General features: G+C 60.8%; 8 protein-coding genes. 5 read left to right on the top strand and 3 right to left on the bottom strand.

Going from position 1 to position 11,674, the window contains the following annotated elements; translation table 11 throughout:
- Positions 1-249: 249 nt before the first annotated feature.
- The 5 genes from VVD49_RS16820 to VVD49_RS16800 all read left to right on the top strand — a co-directional run bounded on the left by VVD49_RS16820 (position 250) and on the right by VVD49_RS16800 (position 5,556).
- A complete protein-coding gene (locus VVD49_RS16820; RefSeq protein WP_327600364.1) occupies positions 250-1,248 on the top strand; it encodes a class 1 fructose-bisphosphatase in 999 nt (332 codons plus the stop codon).
- The gene (locus VVD49_RS16815; protein ID WP_327600363.1) at positions 1,249-2,979 is read left to right on the top strand and encodes an autotransporter assembly complex protein TamA; all 1,731 of its coding nucleotides are present in this window, start codon (positions 1,249-1,251) and stop codon (positions 2,977-2,979) included.
- Between the two features lie 888 nt (positions 2,980-3,867).
- The gene (locus VVD49_RS16810; protein ID WP_327600362.1) at positions 3,868-4,692 is read left to right on the top strand and encodes a tRNA threonylcarbamoyladenosine dehydratase; all 825 of its coding nucleotides are present in this window, start codon (positions 3,868-3,870) and stop codon (positions 4,690-4,692) included.
- A 15-nt stretch (positions 4,693-4,707) separates the two neighbouring features.
- Positions 4,708-5,073, top strand: a complete 366-nt coding sequence (locus VVD49_RS16805) for a sirohydrochlorin chelatase (protein ID WP_327600361.1) — start codon at positions 4,708-4,710, stop codon at positions 5,071-5,073.
- 81 nt (positions 5,074-5,154) lie between these two features.
- On the top strand, positions 5,155-5,556 hold the full coding sequence (locus VVD49_RS16800) for a SpoIIAA family protein (protein ID WP_327600360.1): 402 nt from the start codon (positions 5,155-5,157) through the stop codon (positions 5,554-5,556).
- Between the two features lie 35 nt (positions 5,557-5,591).
- On the opposite strand, the gene VVD49_RS16795 is transcribed toward VVD49_RS16800, so the two are convergent.
- The 3 genes from VVD49_RS16795 to VVD49_RS16785 form a co-directional block, all read right to left on the bottom strand.
- Positions 5,592-7,127 (bottom strand): SpoIIE family protein phosphatase, encoded by a 1,536-nt coding sequence (locus VVD49_RS16795; protein ID WP_327600359.1) that lies wholly within the window; start codon positions 7,125-7,127, stop codon positions 5,592-5,594.
- 129 nt (positions 7,128-7,256) lie between these two features.
- On the bottom strand, positions 7,257-8,156 hold the full coding sequence (locus VVD49_RS16790; RefSeq protein WP_327600358.1) for a response regulator: 900 nt from the start codon (positions 8,154-8,156) through the stop codon (positions 7,257-7,259).
- Positions 8,153-11,575, bottom strand: a complete 3,423-nt coding sequence (locus VVD49_RS16785; RefSeq protein ID WP_327600357.1) for a PAS domain-containing protein — start codon at positions 11,573-11,575, stop codon at positions 8,153-8,155. Before VVD49_RS16785 ends, VVD49_RS16790 begins: the two co-directional genes overlap by 4 nt.
- Between the last annotated feature and the right edge of the window lie 99 nt (positions 11,576-11,674).

Genomic DNA, 11,674 nt, shown 5'->3' with positions numbered 1-11,674 from the left:
GGCAGACAGGCAAGCGCTGCTGCACGACAGTCATGAAGCGTGCGAGAGAGTGCCGATTGGAATGCATTCGGTGGCGGGAGTTTCCCTGAAACTGTCAAATCTTACAAACAATTGAGAGGCAAACGAGATCTGGGTCACGGATGTGCAAAAAAACCGGGCCCGGGGCTTGCTCCAAGGATTTTCCGAAGCTGTCACGAAAGCGGGCGATAATTCCGCCTATCCATGAAACGAACCAGGCAGGATGAACTCATGAGTCGCGTAACCCTTACCCAGTTCCTCATTGAACAGCAGCGTAATCAGAAGATGATTCCGGCAGACCTGCGTCTGCTTATCGAAGTGGTCGCACGCGCAGTCAAGACCATCAGCGTGCATGTCGGCAAGGGCGCAGTGGCCGGCTTGCTCGGCAATGCAGGCACCGACAATGTGCAAGGCGAGGCGCAGAAGAAGCTCGATGTAGTCGCCAATGAAGTGTTGCTGCACGCCAACGAATGGGGTGGTCACCTCGCAGCGATGGCGTCTGAAGAGCTCGACGATCCTTCCTATATTCCGAAGACTTATCCGAAGGGCGAATACCTGCTGGTGTTCGATCCGCTCGATGGCTCGTCGAACATCGACGTCAACATCTCGGTCGGGACGATCTTCTCCGTGCTGCGTTGTCCGGCGAACATGGAGCCAACCGAGGAGGCTTTCCTGCAGACCGGCCGGCGTCAGGTGGCAGCGGGCTACGCTGTCTATGGACCGTCGACGATGCTGGTCCTGACCGTGGGCACCGGCACGCATGGCTTCACGCTCGACCGCGAATTCGGATCCTGGGTGCTGACGCACGGCGATATCCGTATTCCCGAAGACACCAAGGAGTTTGCGATCAACGCTTCGCGCTCGCGCTTCTGGGAGCCGCCAGTGCAGCGCTATATCGCCGAGCTGCAACAGGGGGCCGATGGCCCGCGTGGCCAGGACTTCAACATGCGTTGGGTTGCGTCCATGGTGGCCGATGTGCATCGCATCCTGGCGCGTGGTGGCATCTTCCTCTACCCGCTCGATGAGAAGAATCGCCCGCGTGGCGGTCATCTGCGTTTGCTGTACGAAGCTAATCCGATGGCAATGGTCGTGGAGCAGGCTGGCGGCGCGGCGTCCACCGGGCGCGAACCGGTCCTCGATCTGGTGCCGCAAGGCTTGCATCAGCGCGTGCCGGTGATTCTGGGTTCGCGCCACGAGGTAGAGCGCGTGGTGGCGTATCACGCGGAGTAAATGTCTCTGCGCACGAAGTACGCACTGAGCATCCTGTCGCTGCTTCTGCTCGGCTATCCGTTGCATGCGGCCGAGCTATGGCGATTCGAGGCTCCGCCCGAAGCTCGCGAACGTCTATTGCCCTGGCTGCCGCCGCTGGCAGGTGAAGCCGCGGCCGATGCGGATGGTGCTGCGCTCGAGAAGCTGGGGCTCGTGCGTCGTTTGCGCGAACGCATCCCCGAACTCCTGGCGACTGAGGGCTACTTCTCGCCGCAGCTTGAAATCGACGCTGCGGCTGACCCTGTGCTGGTGAAACTCCAGCCAGGGCCGCGCGCCAAGGTCGTGTCCGTCGACGTGTCGTTTGCGGGGCAACTGGGCGACGCGCTCGAGGCCAAGCAGGCAGATGCCTTGCGCAAGGCGTGGACTTTGCCGGTCGGCGCCGCCTTCCGGCAGAGCGACTGGGATACCGCCAAGACAGTCCTGCAGCTCGCCGTAGCAAAGCGTGATTTTCCTGGCGCGCGGATCGTCGAAAGCCTCGCGGATGTCGATCCGCAAACCGCCGAGGTACGTCTTTCTGTCGTCGTCGACAGCGGCCCGATTTTCTATTTCGGCCCGCTGGAGATCACGGGGCTGTCGCAATACAAACCGGAACTGCTGGATCGCTATCGGCACTTCAATCCGGGCGACAAGTACAGCCAGGAAACGCTCCTGCAGTTTCAGTCTGCTCTGCAGGGCACGCCGTATTTCTCCGCCGTTGAGGTGAGTATCGACACCGATCCGGCGCGTGCTGCGGCGGCGCCCGTACGCGTCGTAGTGGTGGAGGCCAAGCCGCAGCGCATGGGTGTAGGCGCAGGCTACAGCAGCAATACGGGCTTCCGCGGCGAGTTCAGTTACAGCGAGGCGAACCTGTTCGATCGGGCCTGGCAACTCACCAGCGGCGTGCGGCTCGAAACTTTGAGCCAGGCGGCGTTTGCAGACATCTTCCTGCCACCGACCAAAGAGGATCATCGCTATGGCATAGGCGCGATTGTGGAGCGCAGCGATATCGAGAATCTGGCGATCAACCGGCAGGCTGTCGGGCTGACGAGAATCCATGAACACGGACGTATCGAAACCCGTGTGGGCTTGTCTTTCCAGCACGAAGGGCGGCAGGCTGATGGTTCGACGCGCAACGTCAACCAGGCGCTGGCGCTGACCGGGGGGTGGACCTATCGTCGCGTCGACAATCCGCTTGATCCACGCTCGGGCTACATCCTGAATCTGCAGCTGGGTGGTGCTTCCGAAGCGTTGCTTTCGGACGCCAATTTCCTTCGCAGCTACGAACGCCTGGTGACGTATTTCTCCTTGACGCCGCGCAACGTACTGTCTGCCCGTATCGAGGCTGGCTACACAGCTGCCAAGACCCGCTCAACCGTGCCGGAAGACTTTCTGTTCCGCACCGGTGGCGCGCAGACTGTTCGTGGCTACCGCTATTTGTCGCTGGGTGAGCAGGAGGCCAATGCCATCGTTGGCGGCCGTTACATGCTGGTTGGCTCGGTCGAGCATACCCACTGGCTTGACGACAAATGGGGCGTGGCAACTTTTGTGGATGCCGGTAATGCCAGTGATCGCCTGGACACTCTTCGCCCTGCAGTCGGCCTGGGCCTCGGCGCACGCTGGCGCAGTCCTGCCGGGCCGTTGGCTGCCGACCTGGCATGGGGTGTAGAGCAGCACCGCTTGCGCCTTCACATCTCCATCGCAATCGCCTTCTGAGGCGCTCTGCCAGACGGAGCGTATTTGCTGAAATCGGCGAATTCGTAAGGCGTCGCCGATGTCCCGGACGGAGGCCAGCGCAGCGCGCGCGCCAGAAAAAGAAAAGGGGCCGTCTGTTGAAGGACGGCCCCAAGGAGGACATTGGAGACAGACAATGCTGCTACAACACAATGTTTGCTGACCCAGCCTCATGCTTGAATCCTCAAGCACGCAGCGAACCTGCAAACGCTTTGTCCGTCACGCCTGAGCGACAGGTTGATCACGTCCTGTGTTCTGGCCGACGGCGAAAACCGGACTGCAAAAAACGCAAGGGATGGCACTGATCTGCAACGGCCACCGGGACACTTACAGGCTTTGAGACATTCACTTCTTTGTCATGAATGCAACCATAGTCAACCCTGCCTGACATACGCAAGTAGGAGGTAAGACCAATTGCGCCAGGCTGATATTTATGGTTTCGTGCAAAATTTCACGAATTTTGGTGTTTTTTGCGAACGAAGGGGGCGTCGCAAGAAGCGAAGAGCAGGTCGGAGTTCGTCGAAAACCTGCGCCCATGCTGGGTTTCAGGACCCTGAAGACCGCTCCGCCACCATTGCTCGGAATTCGCAATGCGTCCGACGGGCGCGCTGAAGCTCACTGGAATCAGGCTTGAGGGCATTGCGGACAAAGGTAGAGGTGGCGTCCGTTCGTCTGACATTTGAGTCTGTGCTCACCTCATCCCGGCACTCCCCGGCGCAGCCATGCCGCAGCGCCCGGACGAGATAAATTCCGCAGGACTTGTTCGCGTCTGCGAAAATCGGTGGTTCGGGGCTGATTTACGCGGCTCCCGCGTCACTGCTTCACTGGACGGCGAGCTTTCCCAGGTTTCTTCAATAGTTTCGAGCAGGCATGAATAATCAGGAGCTGGATTTCGGGCGTCGCTTTGGTGGCGTAGCGCGTATGCATGGTGGTGCCGGGCTGTCGGCTTTCACCGCGGCACGCGTTTGTGTGGTGGGTGTGGGTGGTGTTGGCTCATGGGCCGCTGAGGCGCTGGCGCGGAGTGCAATCGGCACGCTCACCTTGATTGACCCTGATTCGATCGCCGAATCCAATACCAACAGGCAATTGCACGCGCTTGGAGATGCCTACGGTCAGGCCAAGGTCGATGCCATGCGTAGCCGGATCCTGGCCATCAATCCCCTGTGCAAGTTAAGTGTGGTTGAAGATCATCTGAGCCCCGAAAACATGGCGACCCTCTTTGCAGGCCATGACATCGTGCTGGATGCTGTCGACGACGTGCCGATGAAGATTGCCATGGCGGTCTATTGCCAGGACAACAAATTGCCGCTCGTGGTGTGCGGAGGGGCGGGCGGCAAGAGCGATCCGGCGAGTATTCGCATCAGCGATCTTTCGCGTACCGAGCAGGATCCCATGCTGGCCAAGGTGCGTTCGCGCCTGCGTAAGGAGTATGGATCGATCCGCGGTTTTCCACGCGATCCGCGGCGCAAGTTCGGCATCGAAGCGGTCTATTCCGTCGAGCCTTTGCAGCAGCCTGTATTGTGCGAAGCCGATGGCACGGCACCACAGCGCTTGTCCTGTGCTGGCTACGGTTCGGACGTTTGCGTGACGGCGAGTTTCGGGTTCTTCGCAGCGTCACGCGTGCTGGCTCAATTGCGCGAGCGGGCAAGTCCGCCGATGACTTCGCAGCCCCTGGTTGCGACTGGAGAGGTCTGACATGGGGCGTCTGACATGAGCCGCGCAATCGTCCTGTTTGCGCATGGGGCGCGTGATCCTGAGTGGGCGAGGCCGATGCAGCGCCTTGCCGAGTCGGTGCGTGCGGCTGAGCCGGGCGTGCCTGTATTTACGGCGTTCCTCGAGTTCATGACGCCCGATCTGCCGGGGGCCGCCGAACAAGCCGTGCAGGCCGGAGCGACCGAACTGATCGTGGTGCCGGTGTTTCTGGCGCAGGGCGGGCATGTACGACGCGATGTGCCCGTCATGCTCGCGCGCATCCGCGAACGGCATGCGGGTGTGCGCATCGAGTTGCGTGATGCGCTGGGCGAGTCTCAGGCGGTAATCGATGCCATGGCGAAGGTGGTTCTGGGCAAGGCCTGATGTGCCGGGTGGTCTATAGTGAATCGAGAGCTGCGGAACGCGTTGCGTGGCGCAGCACCTCGTTCTTCAGGGAGATACTCCATGATCACCACAGATGTATTTACGGATCGCCTCGAACTGCATGCCTATGGCCGCCTGACGCTGGATGAATGTCGCGAGTTCGAGTTGTTATCCGACTACCGTATCCAGTTCAACGGGCCGCTTGATCTGCTGCTGGATCTGCGCGAGCTTGAGTCCTGCTCGCTTGATGCCTTGATCGAGCAGGTCCGTTATGGTCGTCAGCACGCGCATGACTTCAGCCGCATCGCTATCGTCAGTGATAGCTCGATGGTGACCTGGGCTGCCATGTGTTCACAGTTTTTTGTCGATGCCGATGTGCGCGTGTTCGATGACGAAGGCATGGCGCGTGAATGGCTCGGTGTCACGGGAAGTGCGATTGGCGATGCGAGCGTAGATTCGTTCGATCAACAGATCGCGCACTGATCGCGAAGTGTTGCGGGACTGCAGGCTGTAGCGCTTCAGCTCAGGTCGAGCAGCAGGAAAGATACGTCGTCATGTGCGCTCTGGCCTTGCAGGTGTGTGCCGAGCGCCTTGGTCAGGACTTCCAGCGCGGGCGCGGTGCTGGCTTGGCGTATGGCGCCCAGCACGCCGGCATAACCGAATTCCGTGTCATCCGGCGCGGTTGCCTCGAGCACTCCGTCCGAGCACAACAGCAAGCGCCCGGTTTCGTTCCATGACAAGTGTTCTGCAATGCAGTCTTCCTTGCTCAGATCGATAATGCCGAGCGGGAGATGCGAGGAGGTGAAGCGCGCCAGCAATTCGCCGTGTGCGTCCACATGCAGCACATCTGGGACGCCTCCGAGCCAGAGCTCCGCGGAGCGCGAGTCATCGTTGATACACGCCAGCGCAGCAGAGACAAAACGGCCTGCGGGTAGCAGCGCGCGCAGCGACTCATTGATGGCGAATACCATCTCGTCGAGTGGCGTGTCGTCATCGACAGCCTGGTAAAAGTAATTCACGACTGACAGGCCGCTCATTGCGGCGGCAAGCCCGTGACCCGTGGCGTCCGCGAGCAGGGCATAGAGCTTGCCCGAGGGGGAGCGTGCGGCAAGCACGATATCGCCGGAGAAGCGTGCCGTAGGCAACACGAGTAGCTGGGCGCCCCGCGTGTCGACATCGCCACGATTGATATGGCGCTCCATGATCTCCTTGGCAAGTTCCGCTTCGGATTCCGCCTCTTCGTGATACTGCCGCAAGCGATGGGCGTCGTCCGCCAGTTGCTGTTCGAATTGTTTGCGCGAGCTGATATCGCGGACGACGCCAATGAACAGACGTCGCTCCAGGGCGGGTAGTTCGCTGATCGACAATTCCATCGCGAAGCGGCGTCCCGCCGGTGTGCAAGCGATCACTTCCGCAACGCGGCCTATCAGTTTGCCGGCGCCACTCTCGATGCAGCGCGCCAGCTCCAGCGCGAAAGCAGGGCGCTCGTCGTCCGCAACCAGGGAAGCGAAATGGCGACCCTTGAGTTCATTCGCGCCGACGGCAAAGATCTGGTTGGCAGCTCGGTTCAGGTTGACGATGGAGCCGCTAATATCGAAGGTCACGATGCCGTCGATGACTGCGTCGGAAACCGTGACTTCACGCTTGATCGCGTCTTCACGTGCGCGCTGGAAATTGAGGGCGCGCGCCATGTTGCGCATCTTGGCCGCAAACACCTGGTATGACAAAGGCTTGGTCAGGTAGTCGTCGGCGCCGCTTTCGAGCCCGCGCACGACATCCTGTTCGGCATCCATGGCCGAGACGACGAAGATCGGTACCCATTGCTGGGCATGTTGGGTGCGAATGCGCCGGATCGCTTCGAAGCCATCCATGACCGGCATCATCAAATCCATCAACACCATGTCTGGCGCGGCAGATTCGAACAGCTCGACAGCCTCTTGTCCGTTCTCTGCCATGACGATCTCGAACCCGAGGCGTCCCAGGTAAGCGCGCAGCAGTGTGCGGTTCGCCTGCGTATCGTCTGCAACCAGAACTTTGAAGGGTTTGTTGATCACGCTGTTTTTATCCCGAAGTGTGGGTTGTGATTCTGCGCCGAGGTCTCTTGGCTCGCACCAGCCAAAGCGTTAATGATTGTGGCCGTTGAGCGGGAAATAACCTGAAATCCGCAAAATTTGTGAAACCTGTTAGTTTCGTCGAGCGGCTGGCATCAGTACTTCGACATGATTGCCTTTGCCAAGATAAGTGACGCGCGTGAAAGCCAGCTTGCGCGCGAGAACGATGCCACGGCCGTTAGGGGCAAAAGCCCGCTCGGGAGCGACTTCGAGGAAGGACTGCCAGTCGAAACCCTCGCCATCGTCGCTGATGGTGACCTTCCAGCCTTCAACGCAAGCCTGGAGATGCAGCCGCACGCGCTTGTGCTGGTTTTCAGGCAAGGCAAGACGACGCTCGACTTCCTCCGCCCAGGACTCTTCATACTTGAGGCGGGACTTGCCTGCAAAGTCGATTCCCAGATTGCCGTGCTCGACGCCATTCACCAGCAATTCGGCGAGACCTACCACGGCGGTTTCCGGCTCGGCCGCAACCTGGGCCACAAGACCCGCTACCGCTTGAGCTTCCTCGAGTGTCCGCACCATGAACTGCGCTTCGCTGGCCAGGCTCAACGCCAGCACGTTGTGCGACATGCGCTGTGTCAGGTCATCCCATCGCGTCAGGTCTTCCAGCGCTGCATTGATGATGGACAGCAGCGTGGTGCGTTCGTACGGCTTTATGAGGTAGTAGTACGCGCCCGCAGCGAGCCCTTCGGCAACCTGCTCGGACGCTGCGGCAGCCGTCTGCATGATGACAGGCAGATGCTCCATGCGCGGGTCAGCCTTGATCCTGCGCAGCAGATCGATGCCACTCATGCCAGGCATCATGCGATCGAGAATGACGGCGTTATACGCAGATGGGCGCTCGTCGAGCAGCCGCCACGCCGCCTCGCCGCTGTCGGCCAGGGAAAGGGAAAAAGGTTCGTCCTCGAGAAACTCGCTGATGATTTCGAGGTTGATCGGTTCGTCGTCGACGACGAGCAGCGAAGCTGTCATTGTTCGGTCTCTTGGTGATCGCTGCTGTGTGGAGATCCATCGGTATCGGCGGCATGGACAACAGGCTGCTCGCGTCTATCCTCGCTGTCGGTGATTTGCGCGTCACGCGGGGCGCGCCGATCGACGAGCAGGCGCACGATGAACTCGGCACCGTTGCCCTCGCGGTTGCGCGCGAACACCTGCCCGCTGTGCGCGGCAACGATCTCGCGGCAGATCGCCAGTCCGAGGCCGGTGCCGCCAACGACTTGTTGAAGGCTGCTTTGCACGAACTTTTCGAAAATGCTTTCCAGCTCTGCCTCGGGGATGCCCTGGCCTTCGTCAGCCACGCTGATCTCCACGCCCGGCGAGTGACCACCTTTATGTGGCAGATCGCAACTGCGCAGTGTGAGCACGATCCGTCCATGTTCCGGTGAGAACTTGATGGCATTCGATAGCAGATTGCGCAGCACCTGACCGATCTTTGCGGCATCGACCATGATGCGCGGCAGCCCCGGTTCAATGGTGGTCGTGAGTTGCAGATGGCGTGCCGTCACCCATGCTTCGAACTCATGCGTGCTTTCGAGTACCGTGTTCTCGATACGCGTTGGGCGAATGTCCAGCGTGGCGCGGCCAGCCTCGAGTTTGGCGAGGTCGAGCAAGTCGTTGAGCATGCTCAGCAGGCGATCGCCACTGACGCGGATGCGATTGAAATACTCGAGGAGCTTCTCGCGGTCGAGGCGGTCGATACGCGACTCGCCGAGCTGCGCGAAGCTCAGGATGGCATGCAATGGCGTGCGCAACTCATGCGACATATTGGCGAGGAAGGCTGATTTTGTTTCATTGGCGCGCTCGGCTACCTCCTTGGCATGAACCAAGTCGATGGTCTGCGCGCGCACCAGTTCAGTGAGTTGTCCGTGGTGTTCGCGCAGGCCGGCCTCTGCTTCGCGTAGCCGCGTGATATCCGTATTCACGCCTACCAATACAGGGCGCCCGTCTGCATCGGTGCACAGAGCCTTGCGGATCAAGGTGTAGCGCTTTTCGCCATTGCGATGGGTGAGCAGGAACTCGCCTTCGATGGCCTCCGATGAGTCATTCGCGAACAGGTTCTCTTCCGATTCTTCGATAAGGTGCGCCACGTCTTCGCTGACAAAGTCCGCCGAGCGTTTGCCGAGGATGTCTTCCATGCGCGCGCCGACCGATTCGGAGTGCGCGCGATTGGTCATGACATAGCGAAACTGACGGTCCTTGACGAATAGCGGATGCGGTACGGCATCAAATACGTCTTGCAGGAACTTGCGCAGGCGAGATTGCTGTTCGGCCTGGTGGCGCAAATCCTTCTCCGCTTCGCGCAGCACGGTGACATTCGATGAGGTGCCGAGCAGGACCGGATTGCCGGCCGGATCCGTGATGCGCACCTTGCGGATGATGGTGTTGCGCTGCATGTTGCCGGAGTTGAGGAAATACTCCTTTTCGTGGATTTCCTCGCTGCCCGTCGATAGCAGGTAACGCTCGGCGGCTTCGACCTCGTCAGCTTCGTCCGGCGAATAGTCGGCCGAGCGCTTGCCTATCATCTCTTCCTTGGTGGTCTTGTTGACGCGCGCGTGTGCCTGATTGGTCAGGATGTAGCGATGGTTGGCGTCCTTGATGTACGTGGGGCTGGGCAGCCAATCAAAAATTTTCTCGAAGTACTCGCGCAAGGCGGTCTGTTGCTGCGCCTGACGTTGCAGTTCGGTGAGGTCCTCGTAGGTGCCGAGCACGATGGGCTCCCCGTTGAGGCCGTCGCACAGTACGCGGGTGATGCGCAGGTACAGCTCTTCGCCGTCGCTGGTGCGCAGCCATTCATGGGCTACCTGCGCTTCGCCCGTGGCGATCGCCATCTGATCCAGCTCTTCCATGCGCGATGCGAAGTCTTCGCTCTTGTGCCCTGGCGCCCTGTGCTCTACGGCATCGTCAGACGCGGCACTCCGCTTGTAGACGGCTTCCAGTGAGCTCATCAACTGGGTGGCATAACGCTCGTTGAGCATCACGACTTTCTGATCGGCTGTCTTCACCGCAACCGGGATCGGCATTGCATCCAGGATGCGCATCAACAAGGCTCGGTAGCGATCCTGTGCGCTGGCATGGGTGATCTCGTCACTGATGTCGGCCAGGCTGCCCGTGATCAACCAGGACCTGCCCGCCGCGTCGCTGGTGCCACGCACGCGTAGTCGTAGCCAGCGTGCGCTTTGCATGGCGTCACTGACCGGGAACTTCAGTTCGCGCGTCGCCGGCTTGCCCGCAGTCTCGATGGCGACGCGGAGCACTTCACGGCGCCATTGGCGCGGTAGCATGCGCAGCACCGCTGCGGGGGTGCGGGGGGCATTGGTGGCGTTTTTTCCGTCATGCTCCCAGCCGAGCAGTGCCAGGGCCTGACCTGAAAGGTAAAAGGTCCGGCGTCGCAGATCGTATTCCCAGATGCCATCCTCGGTCAGTTGCAAGGCGCGCTGCAAGCGCTCGTCGCTGGCCGTCAATGCTTGCCCGACCAGATTCGCAGCGGCGGTTGCCTCGCTGCTGCGACGACCGAAAAACAGGACCAGCCCCGCCATCAGGATGCCAAACAGGGCAATGCCACTGGCGCCGAGAATGGTTTGTGGCGAGGCGGGTGGCGCAGGCTGCGCGGTCACGACCAGCTGGGCGCGGGGACTGATGTTGTCGAAGTCGAAACGTATGTTGCTCGCATCGTCTGCTGCGAGGTTGGGCTGGCCCTTGCCCAGTGTGGGGCCATTGGGCAGCCGGATGGCAACCTTCACCCATTCGGCATGCATGCCTTGCACAGTCTCGAGCCACTTGTCGAGATCGATGAGCGCTACGTGGGTAGCGCCGGAACGGCTGGCCTGGGCGATGGCCAGCAGGCGGATGTTGTTGCCGGTGAGAGGGCCCGCCAGGGTCAGGCGGCCGCTGCTGTTGGACATGCGGGCGGCACTTTCCGCGAGTTGCTCCAGCGCCGCCGTCATCGCATGGCCCGCTGTCGGGCTCGCATCTACCGCGTCGCCGGTGCGGAACAGTAGTGTTCGCACACGGCCGCCGTCATTGCTTACGCGCGCCAGTGCGAGCGCCTGCAGATCCTGGAAACCCGGGCTGAGACTCTTGGCGAGGCGTCGAAAGGTGGTGTCGTCGACGTCCTGCAAGGACGAGACGACATCCAGTGTGTGCAGCATCCGGTCAGCGAGTTGCAACTGATCCTGCATGTGGTCGAAGAGGGCGCGCGCATGTTCGGCGACGGCAGCTTCGTAGAGACGCTGCGGTACGGACTTCTGGTTCTGCCAGAACGCGACGGCCAGCGACAGGCTGAAGATCAGCATCAGCGCTGCCACGACCTGGATGCCGGTGTCACGCGCAGGTAGTCGGCTGGGGCTTGCCGGGGCTGGCTGCAAAGCGGTCAGGGCAGGCGCAACAGACACAGATTGTTTCCGGAAATGTGGGGCAGGCGCTGGATCGATACCCAATTCAGCATAACGGCGTATGGTCGCGCGTTCTTGAGAAGAGCGGTTACGGCCATG

The sequence above is a fragment of the Uliginosibacterium silvisoli genome (assembly GCF_036017035.1).
In the GTDB taxonomy this organism is placed as follows: Bacteria; Pseudomonadota; Gammaproteobacteria; order Burkholderiales; family Rhodocyclaceae; genus Viridibacterium; species Viridibacterium silvisoli.
The sequence above is the reverse complement of the archived record's forward strand: the minus strand, read 5'-3'. Positions and strand labels throughout refer to the sequence as shown.

Coding starts and splice junctions, on each gene's coding strand:
- VVD49_RS16805 (WP_327600361.1), top strand. CDS start 4,708: ATGAGCCGCGCAATCGTCCTGTTTGCGCATGGGGCGCGTGATCCTGAG.
- VVD49_RS16790 (WP_327600358.1), bottom strand. CDS start 8,156: ATGACAGCTTCGCTGCTCGTCGTCGACGACGAACCGATCAACCTCGAA.
- VVD49_RS16810 (WP_327600362.1), top strand. CDS start 3,868: ATGAATAATCAGGAGCTGGATTTCGGGCGTCGCTTTGGTGGCGTAGCG.
- VVD49_RS16800 (WP_327600360.1), top strand. CDS start 5,155: ATGATCACCACAGATGTATTTACGGATCGCCTCGAACTGCATGCCTAT.
- VVD49_RS16815 (WP_327600363.1), top strand. CDS start 1,249: ATGTCTCTGCGCACGAAGTACGCACTGAGCATCCTGTCGCTGCTTCTG.
- VVD49_RS16820 (WP_327600364.1), top strand. CDS start 250: ATGAGTCGCGTAACCCTTACCCAGTTCCTCATTGAACAGCAGCGTAAT.